The 22,744-nt window shown below is 62.1% G+C and carries 21 protein-coding genes; 3 read left to right on the top strand and 18 right to left on the bottom strand.

The annotated features are described in order from the left end of the window. Positions 1 to 4: 4 nt before the first annotated feature. The 5 genes from BDB13_RS14740 to BDB13_RS14720 form a co-directional block, all read right to left on the bottom strand. A complete protein-coding gene (locus BDB13_RS14740; RefSeq protein ID WP_094272289.1) occupies positions 5 to 694 on the bottom strand; it encodes a ribonuclease HII in 690 nt (229 codons plus the stop codon). Positions 695 to 706: 12 nt separating this feature from the next. After that, complete coding sequence (gene lepB, locus BDB13_RS14735) at positions 707 to 1,528, bottom strand: signal peptidase I (RefSeq protein ID WP_176459582.1); 822 nt, start codon at positions 1,526 to 1,528, stop codon at positions 707 to 709. 54 nt (positions 1,529 to 1,582) lie between these two features. Next, the gene (rplS, locus tag BDB13_RS14730) at positions 1,583 to 1,924 is read right to left on the bottom strand and encodes a 50S ribosomal protein L19 (protein ID WP_094272288.1); all 342 of its coding nucleotides are present in this window, start codon (positions 1,922 to 1,924) and stop codon (positions 1,583 to 1,585) included. Between the two features lie 89 nt (positions 1,925 to 2,013). After that, the gene (locus tag BDB13_RS14725) at positions 2,014 to 2,901 is read right to left on the bottom strand and encodes a hypothetical protein (protein WP_094272287.1); all 888 of its coding nucleotides are present in this window, start codon (positions 2,899 to 2,901) and stop codon (positions 2,014 to 2,016) included. A 79-nt stretch (positions 2,902 to 2,980) separates the two neighbouring features. After that, positions 2,981 to 5,329, bottom strand: coding sequence for a Tex family protein (locus BDB13_RS14720; RefSeq protein ID WP_094272286.1), 2,349 nt, complete (start codon positions 5,327 to 5,329; stop codon positions 2,981 to 2,983). Positions 5,330 to 5,404: 75 nt separating this feature from the next. Between BDB13_RS14720 and BDB13_RS14715 the strand changes: the two genes are divergently transcribed. Then, the gene (locus BDB13_RS14715) at positions 5,405 to 6,406 is read left to right on the top strand and encodes a hypothetical protein (protein WP_094272285.1); all 1,002 of its coding nucleotides are present in this window, start codon (positions 5,405 to 5,407) and stop codon (positions 6,404 to 6,406) included. Positions 6,407 to 6,409: 3 nt separating this feature from the next. On the opposite strand, the gene rffA is transcribed toward BDB13_RS14715, so the two are convergent. Next, positions 6,410 to 7,549: a dTDP-4-amino-4,6-dideoxygalactose transaminase gene (gene rffA, locus BDB13_RS14710; protein WP_094272284.1), complete on the bottom strand. Its 1,140-nt coding sequence runs from the start codon at positions 7,547 to 7,549 to the stop codon at positions 6,410 to 6,412. Then, positions 7,539 to 8,555, bottom strand: a complete 1,017-nt coding sequence (locus BDB13_RS14705) for a glycosyltransferase (RefSeq protein WP_094272283.1) — start codon at positions 8,553 to 8,555, stop codon at positions 7,539 to 7,541. The genes rffA and BDB13_RS14705 overlap by 11 nt, the downstream gene beginning before the upstream one ends. A gap of 171 nt (positions 8,556 to 8,726) precedes the next feature. Between BDB13_RS14705 and BDB13_RS14700 the strand changes: the two genes are divergently transcribed. Further along, positions 8,727 to 10,925 (top strand): hypothetical protein, encoded by a 2,199-nt coding sequence (locus BDB13_RS14700; protein ID WP_094274927.1) that lies wholly within the window; start codon positions 8,727 to 8,729, stop codon positions 10,923 to 10,925. After that, a complete protein-coding gene (locus BDB13_RS14695; RefSeq protein WP_094272282.1) occupies positions 10,922 to 11,368 on the top strand; it encodes a GtrA family protein in 447 nt (148 codons plus the stop codon). Before BDB13_RS14700 ends, BDB13_RS14695 begins: the two co-directional genes overlap by 4 nt. A gap of 87 nt (positions 11,369 to 11,455) precedes the next feature. Here BDB13_RS14695 and BDB13_RS14690 read toward each other — a convergent pair whose 3' ends face one another. The 11 genes from BDB13_RS14690 to ftsY all read right to left on the bottom strand — a co-directional run bounded on the left by BDB13_RS14690 (position 11,456) and on the right by ftsY (position 22,743). Continuing rightward, positions 11,456 to 11,743 carry a hypothetical protein gene (locus tag BDB13_RS14690; protein ID WP_141210641.1) on the bottom strand — a complete coding sequence of 96 codons (288 nt, stop codon included), beginning with the start codon at positions 11,741 to 11,743 and terminating at the stop codon, positions 11,456 to 11,458. A gap of 158 nt (positions 11,744 to 11,901) precedes the next feature. Beyond that, positions 11,902 to 12,606: a tRNA (guanosine(37)-N1)-methyltransferase TrmD gene (trmD, locus tag BDB13_RS14685; RefSeq protein WP_094272280.1), complete on the bottom strand. Its 705-nt coding sequence runs from the start codon at positions 12,604 to 12,606 to the stop codon at positions 11,902 to 11,904. 7 nt (positions 12,607 to 12,613) lie between these two features. Next, entirely contained in the window at positions 12,614 to 13,171 is a 558-nt protein-coding gene (gene rimM, locus BDB13_RS14680) for a ribosome maturation factor RimM (RefSeq protein WP_094272279.1), read from the bottom strand. A 12-nt stretch (positions 13,172 to 13,183) separates the two neighbouring features. Further along, positions 13,184 to 13,426, bottom strand: a complete 243-nt coding sequence (locus tag BDB13_RS14675; protein ID WP_033236551.1) for an RNA-binding protein — start codon at positions 13,424 to 13,426, stop codon at positions 13,184 to 13,186. Next, positions 13,423 to 13,893, bottom strand: a complete 471-nt coding sequence (gene rpsP / locus BDB13_RS14670) for a 30S ribosomal protein S16 (protein ID WP_094272278.1) — start codon at positions 13,891 to 13,893, stop codon at positions 13,423 to 13,425. The genes BDB13_RS14675 and rpsP overlap by 4 nt, the downstream gene beginning before the upstream one ends. 189 nt (positions 13,894 to 14,082) lie before the next feature. Beyond that, on the bottom strand, positions 14,083 to 15,162 hold the full coding sequence (locus BDB13_RS14665; RefSeq protein ID WP_094272277.1) for an amidohydrolase family protein: 1,080 nt from the start codon (positions 15,160 to 15,162) through the stop codon (positions 14,083 to 14,085). Positions 15,163 to 15,165: 3 nt separating this feature from the next. Then, on the bottom strand, positions 15,166 to 16,743 hold the full coding sequence (ffh, locus tag BDB13_RS14660; protein WP_094274926.1) for a signal recognition particle protein: 1,578 nt from the start codon (positions 16,741 to 16,743) through the stop codon (positions 15,166 to 15,168). A gap of 104 nt (positions 16,744 to 16,847) precedes the next feature. Then, complete coding sequence (locus tag BDB13_RS14655; RefSeq protein WP_094272276.1) at positions 16,848 to 19,355, bottom strand: [protein-PII] uridylyltransferase; 2,508 nt, start codon at positions 19,353 to 19,355, stop codon at positions 16,848 to 16,850. Next, a complete protein-coding gene (locus BDB13_RS14650; protein ID WP_094272275.1) occupies positions 19,345 to 19,683 on the bottom strand; it encodes a P-II family nitrogen regulator in 339 nt (112 codons plus the stop codon). Before BDB13_RS14650 ends, BDB13_RS14655 begins: the two co-directional genes overlap by 11 nt. A 56-nt stretch (positions 19,684 to 19,739) precedes the next feature. Then, complete coding sequence (locus tag BDB13_RS14645) at positions 19,740 to 21,044, bottom strand: ammonium transporter (protein ID WP_254922822.1); 1,305 nt, start codon at positions 21,042 to 21,044, stop codon at positions 19,740 to 19,742. Positions 21,045 to 21,258: 214 nt separating this feature from the next. Next, positions 21,259 to 22,743, bottom strand: a complete 1,485-nt coding sequence (gene ftsY, locus BDB13_RS14640; protein ID WP_094272274.1) for a signal recognition particle-docking protein FtsY — start codon at positions 22,741 to 22,743, stop codon at positions 21,259 to 21,261. Between the last annotated feature and the right edge of the window lies 1 nt (position 22,744).

The raw sequence follows: 22,744 nt of genomic DNA, 5'->3' as shown, positions 1-22,744 counted from the left end.
TCTATCATCCCGTATGGCCTGCACGCTGCTGCACCCGGAGTCCCGCAGCAACAACATTGGCGTACGTCATGCGATGCTCGGCGCACGGACCCAACTCCTCGAGCGAGTCCATGTGCAGTGGTGTGCTGTATCCCTTGTGTATTGCAAATCCGTATCCGGGATGGATACTGTCCATCTCTTCCATGACGTGATCACGCGTCACCTTGGCAAGAACACTGGCCGCCGCGATGCACGCAGCAGCGGCGTCACCGCCGATGACCGGTAGGGACGGCGCGGTAAGGCCTGGCACTCGAAAGCCGTCGGTGAGAACGTATCCCGGCGGCGTCTCGAGGCCTGCGACGGCGCGTCGCATTCCCTCGATATTGGCGACGTGAATTCCGATCCGATCGATTTCTTCGGCCGCGACCGATATGACGCTCCATGCCAAGGCCAGCCGCTTGATCACCGGAAAAAGTTCTTCGCGGGCCCGTTCCGTGAGCTTTTTCGAATCGTCCAGTCGCGCAAGCGCTACGTGCGGTTTGGGCGCCAAGACACAGGCCGCGATCACGAGCGGGCCGGCGCACGCACCACGTCCGGCTTCGTCGACACCCGCAACCGGACCCATCCCGGTTCGATACAGCGCAGATTCCATCGTTCGCAAACCTGTCGATCTGCGAATGACGACGCGAGGCGGCCAACTACTCGAACTACTCACGGTCCTACAAACTCAATTACCTTGGGGGTTAGGCGAACTGATGCTGCCCATGCGGGAGGGCGGGAGAACGATAAAGCGTGCCTGGCCGATGACGTTGTCGAGCGGGATGGTTCCTTGAAGTTCGTCTTGGACGTGGGCGCGCGAGTCAGCGGAGTTGCTGCGGTTATCGCCCATCACCCAGACATGTCCCTCGGGAACGGTGACGGGTGCGAAGCAGCGGCCGGATTTCACGGCGGTGGTGCAATCCTGGACGCCGGGAGTGAAGGGGAAGTCCATCTTGATGTAGGGCTCGTCGAGTGGCTTACCGTCGACCATGACCCGGCCTTGTTCGTCACAGCACTCGACGGTTTGCCCGCCGGTGGCGATCACTCGCTTGACCAAATCGTTCTCGTCCGGCGGAACCAGGCCCACCCACGAGCCGACCTCTTGAAGGCCACGCTTCACAGTGTTGTCGGACCGATTGGACGTGTATCGCGTGTTCCACGAATCGGGGCCCTTGAAGACGATGACGTCGCCGGGTTCCGGATCGCCGAAGCGGTAACCGATTTTCTCCACGACGATCCGGTCACCGGTACAGCCGGTGCACCCGTGCAACGTCGGTTCCATCGACTCGGACGGAATGAGAAAGACGCGAAAGACAAAGGCTTGGAGCACAATGCTCAAAACAAGCGCTACACCGATCAGTATCGGAAGTTCCCGAAAGAATGATCGCTGTTTCTTGGGCTCTTTATGTGAAGTGTGAGGCTTTGCCGAAGTCGGTTCCTCAGAACTGACGGATCCATCGTGATTCTCGGTACCGGACGACAATGCCTGCTCCTTCGAAGAATCTTCCACAAAAACAGACTAGCCCGACACCGCGCGTACGCGGTGCCGGGCCAGAAAGAAAGATCAGCGCTTTTCCTTGATCTTTGCCTTCTTGCCGCGCAGCTCGCGCAGGTAGTACAGCTTGGCGCGACGGACGTCACCGCGGGTCAGAACCTCGATGGAGGCCAGCGTGGGGCTGTGAACCGGGAACGTACGCTCGACACCGACGCCGAAAGAAACCTTACGGACGGTGAAGGTCTCGCGAACGCCGCCACCCTGACGACGAATAACGACGCCCTTGAAGACCTGCACGCGCTCCTTCGAGCCTTCGATAACCTTGACGTTCACGTTGAGCGTGTCGCCGGGACGGAAGGCCGGAATGTCGTCGCGCAGCGACTTCTTATCCAGGAAGTCCAAAGTGTTCATGTGTCATCCTTGTATTTCGCAGGAGCAGAGGAACCGAGCGGCGACCGCTTCGGTTGCCCGATACGACGCTCGTCTGGTTCGTGCCCAGATCAAGTACTGCTGCCTGGTCCAGGCAACCCGTCCATTGTGCCAGATGTCGATGCCATCGGCGAATCCGGAGGCGGCGGAGCTGGGTGAATCGTGTGGTCGAGTACTTCTTCGGCTGCTGTCATCGCATGTTCGACGCTCGGTGAACCGGCGATGACATCTTGGATGTAGATCTTGGCCCGGATGACCGGCCGACGCCATTTCCGTTCCCGCTCGAGCGCGCGTCTCATCTTTTTCGGTTTCCGTGTGTACCGCCAGCGCGCCCACGGAGCACCAGGTCTGCTGAGCCGAATCGCGCCGACTATCAGCAACGGCAGAACAAAGAGGCCAACCAGACCGGTCCAGATCTTGCCTTTGAGGATCACTATCGCGGCCAACCCGAAATTGATCAGTGCGATGAAGACAAAAATCAGCTTGACCCAGGGATTTCGTTCCTCCCGGAACCCTGCAAGATCCAACAATTCGAGCGGCCGGAAACCGAGCAGCACGAGTCCGGTGACCGCGACGGCAACAAAGACCGCGTCAACCGACGTCCTGCCCTGCTCCGACCAGTACACGTCCTTGAGATAGAAGATCAGCGCAAATTCGTCCAGTACCAGCGCGGCGCCCATACCGAAGATTGCGGCGAGCACTGCGCCGGTCGTCTGGGAACCGTCCACGTACACCGTGATCAGCGCGCCGCCCGAGATCATCATCGCGATAACCCCGAAGACCACATGATGTACATGTTGGCCGCCCGGCGCGATGTTGCCCGGCCACCATTTCACCTGAGCGCGGATCATCCGCACACTGAGCCGAATCAACAGGAACGCGGACAGAAACCCGAGGAGAAAGAACAGCAACGGGAGTCTTCCGTGGCCGATGATCTCGCGTTCGAGCCACTCTCCCATCACTGCCCTCGTTCCTGCCGGTAATCCACCTGGTGCCGATCAGGTGTGGCAGACCGGGCTTTGTACATCACCGAACACGCTATTTTCCGAAACCCGCGTTTCGCAAGGCATCTGCCATGGAACCCGCCGCGGGTGTGCGGTTGTCGGGACGCTTGTCTCGACCGCCCTGCTGGGCACCGCCGCGGCGTTGCTGACCGCCCTGCCCCTGGCTCTGTCCCTGCCCCTGACTTTGTCCCTGCCTCGCACTCGGGCCGCCGCGCGAGCCTTCCGGCTTACGCGGTGCGCCCACCTCGTCGTCCAGACGCAGTGTCAGTGCAATTCGCTGACGCGCCTCGTCGACCTCGAGAACCTTCACCTTGACGACGTCACCCGACTTCACAACTTCACGCGGATCCTTGACAAAGCTGTGGGACATCGCCGAAACGTGAACCAATCCGTCTTGGTGCACGCCCACGTCGACAAAAGCGCCGAAGGCCGCGACGTTGGTGACAACACCTTCCAGAACCATGCCCGGCTTGAGGTGTGACACTTTCTCGATACCGGCTGCGAAGGTGGCCGTCTTGAATTCCGGGCGCGGGTCACGGCCTGGCTTTTCCAGTTCGGAGATGATGTCCGTGACGGTCGGGAGACCGAATCGCTCGTCGACGTAATCGGCGGCCCGCACCGATCGCAGAGCCGTGGCGTTCCCGAGGATGGTCCGCACATCTCCACCGGCCCCGGCAACGATCTTGCGGACGACGGGGTACGCCTCCGGATGCACGCTCGACGCGTCAAGTGGATCGTCACCCTCGACGATTCGAAGGAAGCCCGCACACTGCTCAAATGCCTTGGGCCCCAACCGTGAAACATCCTTGAGTGCCTTGCGCGTTCGGAACGGCCCATTCTGATCTCGGTGCGCGACAATGCTTTCCGCCAACGAACCGGCGATGCCGGAGACTCGGGCCAGCAGTGGCACAGACGCGGTGTTGACGTCGACGCCGACGGCGTTCACGGCATCTTCGACCACCGCATTGAGTGAGCGGGAGAGAAGCGATTCGGTGATGTCGTGCTGGTACTGGCCGACACCGATGGACTTGGGATCGATCTTGACCAACTCGGCCAACGGGTCTTGGAGGCGACGCGCGATGGACACCGCTCCTCGGATCGACACGTCGAGGTCCGGAAGTTCTTGGGACGCATACGCCGAGGCGGAGTAGACGGAGGCGCCCGCTTCGGACACGACGATCTTCGTGAGATTCGGGGCGCCGGTCTTGGCGATCAATTCGGTGGCGAGGGTGTCGGTCTCACGCGAGGCCGTCCCGTTGCCGATGGCGATCAACTCGACGCCGTACTTGGTGACCAGCCCGGCCAGAACCGCGAGCGAGGCATCCCACTTGTTGTGCGGCTGGTGCGGATAGATGGTTTCGTAGGCCAGAACCTTGCCGGTTCCGTCGACGACGGCGACCTTGGTGCCGGTCCGAAGTCCGGGATCGAGGCCCATGGTCGGACGTGCGCCCGCCGGCGCCGCGAGGAGGAGATCCTTGAGGTTGGTCGCGAAAACGTCGACGGCGTCCTTCTCCGCGGACTGACGCAGCCGCATGCGCACATCGACTCCCAGTGTGACCGCAAATTTGGTCTTCCAGGCCCATCGAACGGTGTCGAGGAGCCAGCGATCGGCTGCGCGCCCACGGTCCGCGATGTCGAACCGGGTGGCGATTCGTCCTTCGTAGACGGTCCGCTCCCCCGGTGCCGATTCCTCGGTGTCGGCAGCCATGGTCACCGACAGGACCTCTTCCTTCTCGCCGCGAAGAACGGCAAGAATCCGGTGCGAGGGCAGTTTCGCGAAGGGTTCCGAGAATTCGAAGTAGTCAGCAAACTTCGAGCCATCGGATTCCTTGCCCTTACGGACTGCGGAAACCACCTGTCCGCGCTTCCACATCAGCTCTCGTAAATCACCGACGAGATCGGCATCCTCGGCAAAACGTTCGACCAGGATCGCGCGAGCGCCGTCGCGTTGCTCGTCCGAGTACTGCGCTGGGTCTGTGGTGGGATCGCCGATCAGTGCGTCGGCGACGGGCTCGTGGCCGGCCTCGCGGGCAATCTGCGCCTTGGTACGGCGCTTCGGCTTGAACGGCAGATAGATGTCTTCGAGCCGAGCCTTCGTGTCGGCAATCATGATCTGACCACGTAGTTGATCATCGAGTTTGCCCTGCGACTCGATCTCGGTGAGGACGGCATCGCGGCGCTCGTCGAGCTCGCGGAGATAGCGCAGACGCTCCTCCAGCAGTCGCAGCTGCGCGTCGTCGAGAGTGCCGGTGACTTCTTTTCGATACCGGGCGATAAAGGGCACGGTGGCACCGCCGTCCAGTAGGTCGACGGCCGCAGCCACCTGCCCTTCACGGACGTCGAGTTCCTCGGCTATGCGCTGGTTCACGGTCTTGAGAATCACGAGATCCGACCCTACCGCTATCCTGTGACAAGTAGACCGGCAGACAGCGCCGGCTCGAGAGCTCCAGGGGAAACGATGACTGCGCGGTTCGTCCGGATGCTCGCCATGGCGGCTGCAGTTACTTTTGCAGCATCATGTAGCGGTGTGGAGAGTCCCGACGTGGGCGCGGCTGCCACACAAACTCCGGCCTTCCCCAACACCGACATGCCCATGGCGCCGACTCTCGAAGCCAGGCTCGTTCAAGCCCAGTCCGCGGCGCTCGAGCGTGGCGCAGACGTTTCGATTTCGGTGTTCGACCGAACATCGAACCGGTATCTCGAAGTCGGTGGCGACCAACAGATCGAAACAGCATCTGTTGCAAAGCTTTTCATCGCCGAAGACCTGCTGCAGCAAGATGCACACGGCCAACGAGCACTGAGCGACGACGACTGGGTGCTCATGGAAGCCATGCTCGAGGCCTCCGACGACAATGCGGCCAACACCCTGTGGGAGGCCGCCGGCGGCCCCGATCTCGTGACCCGCGTCGCGGAGCGCTACTCATTGGTTTCCACCACCGCTCCCGTGGACGGCATGTGGTGGAACACCGAGACCACGTCCCACGACCTCATCACCTTCTACGACGGCATTCTGGACGACGTCACCCAGCTCGGCGAGGCCCGCTCGAGCAAGCTCGTCAATGACCTACGCCAATCGACGCCCACCGCCGCCGATGGATACGACCAACGTTTCGGCCTCCCCGAAGCCCTCTTCGACGAACCTGTGCTTGGCGTCAAGCAAGGGTGGATGTGCTGCATCAACGATCGATGGCTCCATCTGTCCACGGCAGTCGTCGGCGAGGACAACCGGTACATCGTCGCGATTGCGTCTCGTGAGGATATTCAATATCCGGGCGACGACAACGACGACGCCTACCCGGATACGTCGTTCACCGATGTGATCGACGACGACAGCGCGCTTCACGCACGCGACACCGTGACAGGCGTGACACAGATCCTCTTCCCCGACGGAGCAATCGACGATTGGTCGAAACCCCAGACGCCGAATGATCAACCGGTGCAGGAAGCTTCGGGCCGGTAGTTCTCACCAGCTGTACGACGTCACCGCATCCACAACGCGATCTTGCTGATCTGCGCTCAACATGGGCCACAACGGAAGTCGCAGAATTGTCGTCGAAAACAATTCACTGCGGACGCACGGTTGCGGCGTTCTGCCGTAACGTTTCCCGGCGGCACTGGAATCGAGCGGAACATAGTGAAACGGTGCCACGATTCCCTGCTCGGCCACATGGCGAATCATTCCGTCACGAATCTGCTCGTTCGGCATCCTGAGGTAGAACAGGTGAGCGGTGTGCTCGCAGTCCGGCGGGACCGTCATGAGATGGACGTCGCGCTCCTGCGCCCAGTCCGCCAAGCCCGTGCGGTAGCCGTCCCACACTCGATGCCGCTGCGCCTGGACTGTTTCGAACTCGGACAGTTGAGCGTCCAGCACCGCCGCATTCAGCTCACTGGGGAGATAGCTCGAACCGATGTCCTGCCACGAGTACTTATCCACCTGGCCTCGGAGGAACCGAGCCCGGTTCGTGCCCTTTTCCCGGATGATCTCGGCGCGCTCCATGAGCGTGTCGTCGGAGAGCAGCAGTGCGCCACCCTCGCCGCAGTGAATGTTCTTCGTATCGTGGAAACTCTGGGTGCCGACGGCCCCGATGGTGCCAAGTTTGCGTCCCCGCCAGGAACCGCCCAATCCGTGTGCGTTGTCCTCGATGAGGGCGATTCCATACTGCTGGGCGAGCGCCGACAACGGTTCCATGTCAGCGGCCACACCGCCGTAGTGCATGACGAGTACAGCTTTGGTGCGCGCTGTGATTGCGTCGGCGACTGCTGCGGGGTCGATGTTTCCGGTCGCCAAGTCGATATCGACAAACACGATGGTCGCGCCTCGGAGCGCCACTGCGGTGGCCGCGGAACTGAATGCGAAACTCGGGACGATCACCTCGTCGCCCGGTCCGAGCTCCAGCAGTAGCCCGCCCAGTTCGAGCGCATGGGTGCAGGACGTGGTCAGCAGAGCGTGCTTCGAGCCGGTAATTTCCTTGATTCTGGCCGTCGACGACGCCGTGAATCGGCCGTCGCCGTGAATGTGATCCGACTCCAGAACCGTTGCCAGATTGTTCAATTCGTTTGCGGCACGGTAGGGACGACTGAAGATGATGCGGTCAGTGTTCACGAGCTACGCCGTTCGTTTCGGATGCCACGCGTGACGGACTGGAACCTGAATCCGCCCACCGCGGCGAATCCACCTTCAGGTACAGCGGTTTGCCCACCAGGATATGCAGTGCCACGCCGAGATACTCGGCAATGAGGCCGAGTGAGAACAGGATTGCGCCCGAGCACACGAGGAGCGCCACGATCATCGACGCCCACCCCTCGGGGTCGTTGTTGTCGCCGGTCACGGCTTGAACGAAGATCACCGCAGCCACGATCACACCGGCGAGCGCAAGAGTCACGCCGAGCAGGCTGACCACCCGCAGGCCGCGGGTTCCGCTGCACAACACCATCTTCCAGAACAACGAAAACAGCCGGCGATAGTTGTATCCCGACTCCTCGCGCCCCTCAGCGCGCAAAACAACCGGTACCGACGCGGTGTTTCCCACTACCCAGGTCAAGGCGACGTCAAGGTAAGCGCCATTGGCGGCGACCTCTGCGAGTTGCCGACCGATATCTCCGCGGATGAGCCGGAAGCTTTCGAATCGCGCTGATGCCGGGAACGAAAATACCGTCGCCAGAACAGTCTTTGCGCCCCTTGACGTCACGTTTCGCAAGAATCCGTGCGGACGGGTGTTGGTGGGCTTGGAATAAACGAGGTCGGCACGCTCGGCCAGTGCCGTATCCAGGAAGGAACCGATGCAGGCGGGATCGTGCTGCCCGTCCTCGTCCATCGTCACTACCCAATCACCGCGAGCAGCAGCCATCCCGGCGATCGTTGCGGCGTCCTGGCCGTAGTTGCGGCTGAGCCAGACAACACGAACCTGCTCGAAGCGGCGTTCCAACTCGAGAAGAACAACATCGGACCGGTCCGGACCGTTGTCGTGAACCAGAACTACCTCGTCGACGCTGAACTCTGCACCGGCGGAACTGACACACGGACCGGAGAGTCCGTCCAATTCCTCGACCAACGCCGTAATGGTCTTCTCGCCCTGGTAAACGGGCACTACGACGGAAATCGAGTGCACTCGCTTCTGCTCCCTTCGAGGGTCTCGGCTTGTGCCGAGAATGTGGGCCACCGGCCTCACATCGTCGCGAACTTTAACACGCGAACATGTCCGGACCTTGAATGATCCCGCCGGTTCGGACCCACGCGTCACCGGCGGCGGAGTCACCGATGTTAAGGTCTGGAACTCGTGGTGGAAACTCGTGGTCACGCCCGGCTCGACGTATATAAATGGGGCGCTGTTACAGCAGTCGGTGTGATCGCGGGATATGTGGCGGTCATCCTCGCCAATGCTCGCCATTTCTACACCGACGACACCGAATCCCAGTACGCCCCCTTGTGGGTGATGCTCGGGCAGCATCTACGCACGGGCAACCTACCGGTGTTGATCCCCGAGCATTGGATGGCGGGCAACTACGCCATCGAGGAAGCCGGCCTTCTCAACCCACCACAGCTCCTGATCAACCTGATCGCGCCATCGTTCGACAACTTGGCGTTGTACGCCACGCTCGTAAAGTTGATCTTCGCGATCATTCTCGGACTCGGTGTGTATCGGATCTGCCTCGAATACCGTTCGACGCCTGCTTGGGCTGCGGTCGCCGGGGTATCGATTCCGTTCACCGGATTCTTGCTGTTCTTCGACGAAGCCAGCTGGATGACAGCGTTCACCGGCACCGCCTGGATGGTGCAGGCGTGGGCGTCGGCGATCCGGTACTCCCGCGGCAAGAGCGGGCCTGTACCGACCTTCGTGTTCCTGTATCTGGCAATCTCCGTCCAATACGTTTTCCCGGCCGTCGAATCCGCCCTGATGATCGCTGCGGTGGCCATCGGTGAGGTTGTCTACCAACGACGCTGGAAACCGTCTCTGCGACTGCTTGCAGTGGCTGCAAGCGCCGCACTGGCCGGCATGGCCACCTATATCCCGAGTGTGCTCACCGCCGACGTCACCTGGCGGGGCGCATCGGAGATCAAGAACGACCAATTCCTCGCGGTTCCGTGGTCGGAATCTCTGAACGCCAGCCTGCCCAGCACCTTGCCGGCATTCACCTCCTGGTGGGGCTACATCCAGACCATGCCGATGGTCTACATCGCCTGGTTCCTGATCCCCGCGCTGGCATTCATCGACTGGGGCAAGGCCCGCGGCGCCGCACGCGAACTGACCAGCGTCGGAATCTTCACTGCCGCCGTGCTGATGTGGACTGCCGGACCGAGCAACATCGGCCCCTTGCGGTGGCCGGCCCGCGTCCTGCCGATGGTTGCAATCGGACTGCTGGTACTGGTCTGCACTCTCCTGGGCCGGTACGCCACCACCAACAACTTGCGACGACGCCTCACCGCTGCAGGCATCCTGATCGGACTACTGCTGGTGCGGTCCGCGTCGGCCGCCCCCAGCCTGCTGGAGTGGCACCTACTCTCAGTTCTCCTGGTCGCCGGCCTCGGCGGCATCATGATCTGGCTCGGCCGCACCAAGGGCACAGCGGCCGCGTGCCTCCTCGCGATAGCCGCAGTCTCCCCCATCGCCTACGCCCAGGTTCGGGCCGCGCAACCGACACCGATGAGCTGGAATCTTCCAGAATCTCGTTCGGACATGACTGCAGCGTTCCCCGATTTCGACGGCACAACACTGCAACTCGCGGATCGCGCCCTGATCGCACCGGGCGACCGCACATTGGGTGGCGCCTACGGATCACTCGCATTCGGCAACTACCCCAAGGACCTGGGGCTCACCTACACCAGCGGCTACACCCCTAACGGGCACTACTACTTCGGCAATATCCTGTGCATGCGTTGGGACATGAGCGTGTGCCCCGACGCGTTCCGAAACGCTTTCGCCGTCGAACCGGTCACCGGCCGCACTTTCGTCGATCTGATGAACGTAGACCGAGTTGTCCTGCAGAACGCCCTGTATCCGAATGCTCGTAGCGGGCCCGCGCCCGACGGCTGGAAATGGGTCGACTATCCCGGCCACGAGAAGTACATTTCGGTACTCGAACGGGTCGACGGACCGGTCTCCACACGGAACGGTCGAATCTCCGATACCCAAGGCGTAGAAGCAACTTCGATTGCCGAATCGAACCTGTCGAGCACCCTTCGAGTGAGCTCGGAAAGCGGCGGAAAGGTCGTGTTCGCACGCTTGGGCTGGCCGGGCTACCGAGCGACGTTGAACGGCGAGCCCGTCCCCATCGACGTCGTCGCCAAGTCCTTTGTCACCGTGGATGTTCCGGCCGGCACGAAGGATGCCGAACTGGTTCTGACCTGGCGACCACCCGGCTGGAAGATCGGCGCGGCCTCGGCAGTCGCAGGATTGGCCGGACTCGGCGTCCTCGAATGGATGTACCTGCGCGGCCGTCGACGTGACCGAATTGCCGATGCTCCGAGCGCTTTGCCGTGAGTACCGAAGAGGCCCACACGGCCGACCCGGGGCCGCTTCTGCGGATCGTGAAACACCAGCCGATCGCGTTTGCCATTGTCGGAGTGGCAAATACGGTGATCGGGTACCTGCTGTTCGTTCTATGGATGCTGATACTCGACAACGAGAAGCTCTACCAGGTTGCACTGATCGGCGCCTACAGCGTCAGCGTTCTCATAGCGTTTGTGCTGCACCGGACTCTGGTTTTCCGGGTACGCGGCCAGGTGGCCCGCGATCTCGCGGCGTTTGTCGTCGTCAACTCAGGCGGACTTGCGCTCAACCTGATCCTCGCGACGATTGCCGTATCCGTTTTCCATGCGCCACCACTGCCGGCGCAGGCAGTGGTAATGCTGATCGTCGCCGGCGTGAGCTTCTTCGGGCACCGCTACTTCTCGTTCCGGCGTAGTCCGACCCGTCGCGCCTGATCACAGTTACAGACGGCATCGGGGTCGGACTGCATCACGGTCAGATTCTCGTCCGACCAGCCCGACTCCACGAGAGCATCGGCGAGGCTAGGCATCTCCCCCCACACTCTCGAACCCCCGGGCACCCCAGTTACTGTTCGCGAGGGCAGCCACCATGTCGACGTACGTCAACGGCTTCGTACCGGACTTGCGCATGCCCATCCCGTCCGAAATTTCACGGATGCTGTGGCGCGCTCCGAGGTTCATCCGGCCGACCTCGCCTTGCAGATAGGCCAACTCGGGCGAGACACATCCAGGCGTTGCCTCCGAATCGGTCCCGATCGCCACGTGGTCGATACCGACCAGGCAGTCAAGCCTGGTTCTCAATGCGCTCATTGCCAACTCGGTGCAGAAACCGTGCAGCAGTCGATAACGATTGCGTCCTCGAACGCAGTTCCGTTTGCCGTAGGCATCGTGGTCGTCACGGTGCGAGAATACCCAACCCAAACGTGAAGTTGAGCACAGTCGCACTCAGCGGTGGGCCCGATGGGCGACTACGGCAGGAGATCCGGCCGACGCTCGGCGGTGCGGGCCAGAGACTGCTCATGACGCCACGCCTTGACCTTGGCGTGATCACCGGACAGCAGAACCGGCGGAACCTCGAGGTCTCGCCACACTGCGGGGCGTGTGTAGCTGGGGCCTTCGAGAAGTCCGTCCGAGAACGAATCCTCTTGGTGTGAAAGCTGATTGCCGAGAACACCGGGCATCAGACGGACAACAGATTCGACCATCACGAGGACAGCTGCTTCACCGCCGATCAGCACGTAATCACCGATGCTGACTTCCTCGACACGCACGCGCTTGGCCGCGTCGTCGAAGACTCGCTGATCGATACCCTCGTACCGACCGCACGCGAAGACCAGATGCTTTGCCTTCGACCAACGCTCGGCTGTGGCCTGAGTAAACGGAACACCGGCGGGAGTGGGCACCACCAGAATTGTTTCCGCGTCGTCCGGCCCCTCGGATTCGGAACGTCCGATGACGTCGTCGAGAGCGGGACCCCAGACCGTGGGCTTCATGACCATGCCCGGTCCCCCGCCGTACGGGGAATCGTCGACGGCCTTGTGTACGTCTTGCGTCCAGGATCGAAGATCGTGAACGTCCACCGAGATCAAGCCACGTTCAATTGCCTTGCCCAGCAGGGCAGCACGAAGCGGTTCGAGATACTCGGGAAAGATGGTTACTACGTCGAGACGCATGAAACGATCAGTCGCTATCGGAGTTCGACTTGTCGCCGAAGTCCGGGTCGAGAAGGCCTTCCGGGGGTGCGATCTCGATGAGACCGTCGGCCGTGGACACCTTTGTCACGATTGCAGCGACAAACGGAACCAACAACTCGCCGGATGTCTCACCGACGCGCCTGATGGAGAGCAATTCGCCTGCGGCGGAATGCAATACCTCGATCACGGAACCAACTTCGGTGCCGTCGGCCAGTACGACCTTCAGACCTTCGAGTTCGTGATCGTAGAACTCGTCCGGATCGTCGGACGGCTCGAGATCTGCGGTGTCGATGACAAACATCGTGCCCCGCAAGGCATCTGCTTCGCCTCGATCGGCGATACCGACAAGCCGCAGCAGAAGCCGCCCGGAATGATTCCGGGCAGCTTCTACCGTGTACGACTTCAGTGTCGACTCGCGCGGCTTGTGTCCGTTCAGCACGGTGCCTACGGCAAAGCGTTCTTCGGGTTCGTCAGTACGAACGTCGACGACAAGCTCACCTTTGATGCCGTGTGACTTTGCGACACGGCCGACTACGAGTTCCACTGTTTCTGCCGTCTACTGATCGGTGTCGACGACGTCGACGCGAATGCCACGGCCACCGATACCGGAGACCAGGGTCCGCAGAGCGGTCGCGGTACGTCCGCCCCTGCCGATGACCTTGCCGAGATCGTCAGGATGCACATGCACCTCGACGGTACGTCCACGGCGTCCGGTCATCAGTTCGACGCGAACGTCGTCAGGATTGGCGACAATGCCGCGAACCAAATGCTCTACCGCATCAGCGACGACGGCACTCACTTGTCAGCAGCCTCGGCGTCTGCAGCGGGAGCCTCGGCGTCGGCCGCGGTGTCTTCTGCCTTAGCCTCTTCGGCCTTGGCTGCCTTCTTCTTCTTGGGGGTGATTGCTTCAGCAACCGGCTCGCTCTCAGCCTGCGCGAGGGCAGCCTGGAAGAGTTCGAGCTTGGAGGGCTTGGCTTCCTTGACACGCAGGGTGCCTTCGGTGCCCGGGAGGCCCTTGAACTTCTGCCAGTCACCGGTGATCTTGAGGAGAGCTTCGACGGGCTCGGTGGCCTGTGCGCCAACGCCCAACCAGTACTGTGCGCGCTCGGAGTCGATCTCGATGAAGGAAGGCTCTTCCTTCGGGTGGTACTTGCCGATCGTTTCGATCGAACGGCCGTCGCGACGGGTGCGAGCGTCGGCGATGACAACGCGGTACTGGGCGTTGCGGATCTTGCCGAGGCGGGTGAGCTTGATCTTGACAGCCATGGCTGTGGTACTCCTTCAGCGCGCACGAATGCGGCGCGCGTGTCACGTGCAATTCAGCAACTCACACGAATTTGTGAGTCCGGTTTTGCCTCTAACCTGTGACCGTCGCAGCGGTACGTAACCGATTGCGACGAACAGTCGTCTATTCTGCCAGATCCGGTTCCCCCGGTGAAATCCGGGGAGCCGAATTCAGTCGAAAAGGTTCCCGCGAAGCATCACTCGAGTGGGCTTCGACAGCACCGCTGTGTTTCCGCGCGGATCTTCCTCGAATACAACGAGGTCAGCGGGCGCCCCTTCGACGATCCCTGGCGCCCCCAGCCAGCCACGTGCGTCCCAGCAAGCCGCCCCGAGAGCGTCGTGCGCCGACAGCCCGGCCAATTGGAGTTCGGCCACCTCGTCCGCGATGCGCCCGTGCAGGATCGATCCCCCGGCGTCGGTTCCGGCATAGATGGGGATGCCCGCCTCATGCGCAGCGCGAATCGTCTGATGGCGTCGGGCATGCAGATCGCGCATGTGCGCGGCGTAAATCGGGTACCGCGTTGCCGAGTCCGCAATTCCGGGGAATGTCGCGATGTTGATGAGCGTCGGCACCAACGCGGTGCCGCGGGAGACCATCAAATCGATGGTCTCGTCCGTCAACCCCGTGCCGTGTTCGATGCAGTCGATACCGGCGTTGATCAGACCGGGCAGAGCATCTTCGGCAAATACATGCGCCGTCACCTTGGCACCTTCGGCATGAGCTGCCGCAATCGCCTCGACCAGAATCTCATCGCTCCACAGCGGCGCAAGGTCCCCGACGGAACGATCGATCCAGTCGCCGACGAGTTTGACCCAGCCGTCGCCGGCCCGCGCTTGACGCGCTACCTCGGCGGGAAGCTGCGATTCGTCGTCGAGATCAACGGGCAAGCCCGGGATGTATCGCTTAGGCGCAGCAATGTGCTGACCGGCGCGAATGATCCGCGGGAGATCGAGACGCTCATCAATGAAACGGGTATCGACGGGTGAACCGGCGTCGCGCAACAACAGCACTCCCGCGTCACGCTCGGTTTCGGCCTGCGCAATCAAACCCTCGATGCTTTCGCCGCCACCGCCGCCGAAGCGGATTCCGACATGGCAATGCGCGTCGACGAGTCCCGGAGCGATCCAGCCCGATTCCACGACGGTCTCGGCACCGGAGACCGGTTCGAAGGTGATCCGGCCGTCGACAACCCACAGTTCGATGGGCGCAGCGTCGGGCAGACCGATCCCCCGCAGATGCAGAACACTCATTTTCTACTTCTTGGGAAGCTTGAGCTGCGAAAGGTCGATGCCTTCGAGTCCGGGAGGCAACTGGTCGAGTCCCGGAGGCATCCCGGAAAGATCCGGCATTCCCGCGGGCATTCCGCCAGGCATACCCGGGAATCCGCCCATACCGGGGAATCCTCCGCGCATCTTGGGCTGCGTCGGGCCCTTGCCACCCTTCTTGCCCTTCTTGCCCTTCTTGCTACGAACCTGCTTACGTGCGCCGGGCAGGCCCATACGACCGGCCATGGCGGCCATCATCTTTCGAGCGTCGAAGAACCGGTCAACCAGCTGGTTGACGTCGGAAACCTTGACACCCGAGCCGTTGGCGATCCGCAGTCGACGTGACGCGTTGATGATCTTGGGATCTTCGCGCTCGGCCGGCGTCATACCGCGAATGATGGCCTGAATGCGGTCGAGTTGCTTCTCGTCGACGTTGGCGAGCGCGTCCTTCATGCCGCCGGCACCGGGGAGCATTCCCAGGAGATTGCCGATCGGGCCCATCTTGCGCACGGCCATCATCTGGTCGAGGAAGTCTTCGAGAGTGAGCTGGCCGGAACCGATCTTGGCGGCAGTTGCCTCGGCCTGATCGGCATCGAAGACCTGCTCGGCCTGCTCGATGAGGCTGAGAACGTCACCCATGCCGAGGATGCGGCTGGCCATACGGTCGGGGTGGAAGACGTCGAAGTCTTCGAGCTTCTCGCCTGTGGACGCAAACAGAATCGGCTGGCCGGTGACCTCACGGACGCTCAGCGCGGCGCCGCCTCGGGCGTCGCCGTCGAGCTTGGTGAGGACGACGCCGGTGATGCCGACTCCCTCACGGAAAGCGTCGGCGGTGCTGACCGCGTCCTGACCGATCATCGAGTCGAGAACGAAGATGGTTTCGTCGGGGTTGACGGCGTCACGGATGCCGGCGGCCTGAGCCATCAACTCCGAATCGATACCGAGGCGACCGGCCGTATCGACGATGACCACGTCGTAATGCTTGTTGCGTGCTTCTTCGACACCCGCGCGCGCTACCTCGACGGGGTCGGCAGCGGAGACACCGAGTGCGTTGTCGCCACCACCGATGGAGGTGCCGGGATGCGGCGCGAAGACTGCTGCTCCCGCGCGCTCACCGACGATCTGCAGCTGAGTGACGGCGCCGGGGCGCTGAAGGTCACAAGCGACCAGAAGGGGCGTGTGGCCCTGGTCCTTGAGCCACTTGGCCAGCTTTCCGGCCAACGTGGTCTTACCGGAACCCTGCAGACCGGCCAGCATGATGACCGTCGGCGGGTTCTTCGCGAACTGCAGTCGACGCGTTTCGCCGCCGAGAACCTGAACGAGTTCTTCGTTGACGATCTTGACGACCTGCTGGGCCGGGTTGAGTGCGCCGGAAACCTCGACGCCCTTCGCGCGTTCCTTGACCTTGGCGATGAAGCTGCGCACCACGGGCAGCGCCACGTCGGCCTCGAGAAGTGCGAGGCGGATCTCACGGGCCGTAGCGTCGATATCGGCGCCGGACAGACGACCCTTACCACGCAGATCCTTGAGAGATCCGGTCAATCTGTCGGAAAGGGATTCGAACACCGAGTGCGCTCCTGAATGTCGTGCGAGTTGGCCGTGGATATTCTCGGGCACCAGCCTAGCTGCTACGTCCGCATCGATCCCAGCCGATGCGGACGTAACCGTCTCTAGTCGGCTTTCTTCTCCGGATAGGGCAGCGGGACGACACCGAGAACTGCGTCCTCCACACGTTCCCGGATCGCCCGCGAATCGGCCTGTCCGAAGTCGAGACAGAACGAGTCGATGACGGACGAACCCAGGGTTGCGACCTTCGCCCACCGAATATCGGCACCGCTGTGCTCGAGCGCCGCAGCCAAACGGCAGAGCAACCCGACCCGATCCTCGGTGCGAAGCTCGAGGATCGCCTGACCGTCACCGGGAGAGTCGAACCAGATCACCCGCGGTGGGGCCTGCGCGTACAGAACCGGCACAGCCGAATTCTTGTTCGCCTGAATCGGATCCTCCCATTGGTCGGCCCGCGCTTCAGCTTCCTTGGCGTCGAGCAGGTCGAGCAAGTTCAACTCACCCGCCGACGCGCGGATCAATTCCTGACGGAGCAGCACCGCCTGCGGTGGAGTCCCGAACCGCGGCGTCACCACGAACGTATTGACCGCCGATCCCCCGTGGGCTCCGAGCGAAGCGGAATGCACCCGCAACGACGCCAACGCGAGAACGCCCGCGGCTCGCGAAAGCAACCCCGGCGTATCCGGGGCGATGATCGTGACGAGGAAGCTGTGCAGATTCTCGGCCGGAACCAAGGACACATGCACACCGCCGTCCTCGGCGACCGACAACTGCTGCGGGTCCAGAGGGTCGGGTACCGGCAATTCCTCCCCGGCCATCAGCAGGCGGCAGCGGCGCACCAGTTCACCGATCAACGTCGATTTCCAGTCACCCCACACTCCCGGTCCGGTTGCCAGAGAATCGGCCTCGGCGAGTGCATGCAGCAGATCCAACAGAGTTCCGTCACCGTCGAGAGCATCGACAACCCGCTGGACCGTCGCCGGATCATCCAGATCTCGACGCGTCGCAGTTTCCGGCAACAACAAGTGATGTCGCACTATCGCGGCCAGCGTTGCCACGTCGGAAGGCCAGAGCCCCAACCGATTTCCGATCGCGGTAGCCAACTCTGCGCCGACAACACTGTGATCGCCCCCGCGACCCTTTCCGATGTCGTGAATCAGAGCGCCGAGCATCAGCAGATCCGGCCGAGCGACCCGCGTCGTGAATCCGCTTGCATACGCGGCAGTTTCGACAAGATGCCGATCAACGGTCCAGGTATGCACCGCGTCGCGCGGTGGCAGGTCGCGAATAGTGCCCCATTCCGGCAACAGTCGCCCCCACAGTCCCGTGCGATCAAGAGCCTCGATGACCGGCACGGCGCGCGAACCTGACCCCAGCAACACCAGAAGATCGTTGACAGCATTCTTGGGCCACGGCTCACGCAATTCAGGAGCGTTGTCCGCCAACCGATTCAGCGTCGACGCCGAGATCGGCAGGCCGCCGGACGCCGCAGCGGCCGCCACCCGCATGATGAGTCCCGGATCCTTCTTGGGCCGGGCATCGCGCGCCAGCACCACTTCCCCGGCATGCTCGACAACCCCTTCGTCGAGCGGTCGACGAACGGGTGCCCGGCGCAACCGCGACAAGCCACGGCGAGGCAAAGAGTTTCCAGCAGTACGGATTCCGACGTCCACCGAGTAGCTGATAGTGCGCGCCGATTCACTGAGCAGACGAGCGAGGTCGAAGCGGTCACCGATCCGCAATGCCGCACCGATCTCGTCCGCGTCCTGCGCGCGCAGCTGATCTCGGGCACGACCGGCAACACGATGCAATTCGGTACGCACGTCCAGCAATCGCCGATGCGCCAAAGCCAGGCCGCCACCCGGCGAATTGGGACCGAGACCAGGCATACCGTCCGTCAACTGCGCTATCGAGAGGGCATTGAGCAGCTGCACGTCACGCAATCCCCCGCGACCGCTCTTGAGATCCGGCTCGGCTCGATGGGCGATCTCACCGCTGCGTTCCCACCGCGTGCGGGTCTGAGCGATCAGCTCGTCGAATCGACTTCGAATATCCATCCGCCACTGCCGTCGGACACCGCTGATCAGCAGATTGCTCAGCTCGACGTCGCCGGCGATGTGCCGAGCCTCGAGCATGCCGAGCGAGGCGGTGATATCCGTCGCCGCAACCTGAAGTGCCTGCGGAATGGTCCGCACACTGTGGTCGAGTTTGATGTGTGCATCCCAGAGCGGGTACCAGAGGCTGTCCGCAACCTGCGCCACCACCGCTGGGTCCATGTCGTCGTGCAACAAGATCAGATCAAGATCGGAATACGGCAGCAGTTCATGCCGCCCCAGTCCACCGACCGCCACTATCGCAAATCCGCAATCCGGTTTGATTCCCAGTTCTGCACCCTTGGTGGTGAGCCAGAACTCATGCAGGTCCACCAGAGCATGTCGCAGAGCCGGAGCGTCGAGCTTGCGTTTCGCGGCACCGCCGGTCAACAGGGCCTTTCGTGCGCGGGCCAGGTCCGCGGCTTCGTCGGATCGCCCTGACGAGACCGGCCCTGGCCCCGTCGCTTTGGCGACGGAACCAGGGCCGAAGTTCTCGGACCCTTTCGGGTCAGAGTGCATCGCTACCGCGTTCGCCGGTGCGAACCCGGATAACCGACTCGACCGGTGAAACCCAAACCTTGCCGTCACCGATCTTGCCGGTGCGGGCAGCCTCCACGATCACCTCGACCACCTTGTCCACCGCCGCGTCGTCGACAACGACCTCAACCCGAACCTTCGGCACGAAGTCCACGGAATACTCCGCACCTCGGTACACCTCGGTGTGGCCCTTCTGGCGACCGTAACCCTGAACTTCGCTGACTGTCATACCCAGCACCCCGGCCTGCTCGAGCCCGGTTTTGACGTCCTCGAGCGTGAACGGCTTGACGATTGCTGTGATCAGCTTCATGTGCTCATCCCTTTCCAACTCTGAAGTGCTGCGATTTCACTCTAATCACGTGCTGATCACGCGAGGTCGTATGCGGTCTCTGCGTGTTGGGTCTCGTCGATGCCGCGTGCTTCGTCCTCGGCCGAGATTCGCCAGCCGAGAGGCTTGAGAGCGAAGCCGATAATCGCGGTAAGTACGCCGGTGAAGATGAGAGCTGACAGTGCAATCACGATCTGAACCACCAGTTGCTTGTAGTCGCCGCCGTAGAACAAACCTGTCGACGTAGCGAAGAATCCGATACCGATAGTGCCCCACAGTCCTGAAACCAAGTGGACACCCACAACGTCGAGCGAATCGTCGAAGCCGAAGCGGAACTTCAGGCCGACTGCCAGAGCGGACAGAATGCCGGCGACCGCGCCGAGGAAGATCGAGCCAACGGGACTCAGCGTGCCCGCTGCGGGGGTGATGGCGACCAGACCGGCAACCGCACCGGAAGCAGCACCAAGGCTGGTGGCGTGGCCGTCGCGGATACGCTCCGTGAGCAACCAGGCCAGGATTCCCGCACAGGTGGCGGTGGTGGTGTTGATCCAGGCGAGACCGGCGTTACCGTCGGCGGCAAATGCCGAACCTGCATTGAAGCCGAACCAACCGAACCACAGAAGCGCTGCACCGAGCATGACAAACGGCAGGTTGTGCGGACGGAACGCGGTCTTGCCGAACCCGGCGCGCTTGCCGACGATCAAGGCGAGAACCAGAGCAGCAATACCGGCGTTGATGTGAACGACCGTGCCACCGGCAAAGTCGATCGGTGCAACATTGGCGACGGTGACTCCGTCGTCATTGACCATGGTTCCGAACATCTTCGCGGCAATGCCGTCCTCGGAACCCGAGAGCAATCCGCCGCCCCACACCATGTGAGCGAGCGGGAAGTAGACAACCGTGACCCAGATGCCCGAGAAGAGCATCCACGTACCGAACTTCACGCGCTCAGCCAAAGCACCGCTGATAAGTGCGGTCGTGATAATTGCGAACGTCACCTGAAAAGCGATATCGATGACATTGGGATAGCCCCAGGCGCCGGCAATGAAATTACCGTCCGCGTCGGTGATGCTGTCCTTAAGTCCGAAGAACTCGAACGGATTCGCGAATATGCCACCGATGTTTTCGGTGCCGTAGGACATCGACCAACCCCACAGCACGTAAATGACACCGATTACGGCCATCGAACCGAACGACATCATCATCATGTTGAGCACGGACTTCGACCGTGACATGCCGCCGTAGAAGAACGCGACGCCAGGTGTCATCAACAGGACCAGAGACGCGGCCATCAGCATCCATGCGGCGTTACCGGAGTTCGCCAACAATTCGTCGGTACTCACTTACTACCTCCTAGTCGCACGTGCTTGGGTTGCACGTCGTTGAGTAGAAGACTGCTGGGCTGGTGTTTCGTCCGTGGCGCGCTCGCGTTTCGCGGACGTGAACCAATTACCCAATTTTGTTGCAAGTAAGTTTCGTAGTGCCAACTACGCCTTTTTCGACCCCCACTGTGCGCCTTTACTACCCGCGGGGGGCTAATAAAGGCGCACAGCAGAATCAGCCCAAGAGGGCGTCGACAAACGCTCCCGGCTCGAACGGAGCCAAATCGTCGGCACCTTCACCGAGGCCGACAAGCTTGACCGGAACGCCGAGTTCATGCTGAACCTGGAAGACGATTCCGCCCTTTGCCGTGCCATCCAACTTGGTCAGCACAACGCCGGTGATGTCGACAACCTCAGCGAACACACGAGCCTGAGCGAGCCCGTTCTGACCGACTGTCGCGTCGAGAACCAGTAGAACGTCGTCGACCGATGCCTTCTTCTCGATAACGCGCTTGACCTTGCCGAGTTCGTCCATCAAACCGGTCTTGGTGTGCAAACGGCCGGCAGTGTCGATCAGCACGACGTCGACACCCTCCTCGATACCGCGGGCCACCGCGTCGAAGGCAATCGCTGCGGGGTCTCCACCTTCCTTACCCCGAACCACCTCGGCGCCGACGCGCTCGGCCCACGTCTGCAACTGATCGGCCGCAGCGGCACGGAACGTATCTGCAGCACCCAGAATTACCCGTCGTCCGTCCGCGACCAGAACGCGAGCCAACTTGCCCGTCGTGGTGGTCTTGCCGGTTCCGTTGACACCGACGACCAGGAGGACGGCCGGGTGGTTATCGTGCGGAATTGCCCGGATCGAGCGATCCAGCTCGGGACGCAGTTGCGCGATCAGGACCTCACGCAGCAGAGCGCGCGCTGCCGCCTCGGTTCGAACACTGCGAGCCGCCATCTGCGCCCGCAAGGTGGTGACGATCTTCTCCGTCGTAGCCGAGCCGATATCCGCGATCAGCAGGGTGTCCTCGACCTCTTCCCACGAATCCTCGTCCAGGTCGCCGCCTCCGAGAAGGCCGAGCAAGCTCTTGCCGACCGCGGACTGCGAACGTGAAAGTCGACCGCGCAGGCGATCAAGCCGGCCCTCCGTCGGGTCGATCTCGTCGAGAACCCGAGGCGCGGGCTCCACGACAACCGGCTCTTCGACAATCGGCGCCTCTTCAACGACAGGTTCCTCGACAACCGGAGCCTTCTCGACAACCGGCGCTTCAGCAACTGGCGTCTCCTCGACAACCGGTGCCTCTTCTACAACCGGCGCCTCTTCGACGACAGGTTCCTCGACAACCGGAGCCTTCTCGACGACCGGCGCTTCAGCAACTGGCGTCTCTTCGACAACCGGCTCTTCAACAACCGGCTCTTCAACAACCGGAGCCTTCTCGACAACCGGTTCCTCGACAACCGGAATCGGTTTCGGCTCGACGGGCTTTTCCGGTTCCACCGTCACCGGTGGTGCCGTCGCGGTGGACCCCTCACTGAAACTGAACCCGCCACCGGCTTTGTAGCCGCCTGACTTGTCCTTCTCGGGGGCACCGAGTTCCGGCTTCGTCTCGGGCGCCTTGAGCGACACCTGACTGCTGCGGTAGCGCAGGAAACCAGCCACGAGGGCAATGAGTATTACGGCCGCTACAGCCGCGATGATGATCCAAGCCTGGGTAGTCACC

Origin of the sequence: Rhodococcus sp. OK302 (assembly GCF_002245895.1) — a bacterium.
In the GTDB taxonomy this organism is placed as follows: Bacteria; Actinomycetota; Actinomycetes; order Mycobacteriales; family Mycobacteriaceae; genus Rhodococcus_F.
Note: the sequence above shows the minus strand (reverse complement) of the source record. Positions and strands in the feature narration are given on the sequence as shown.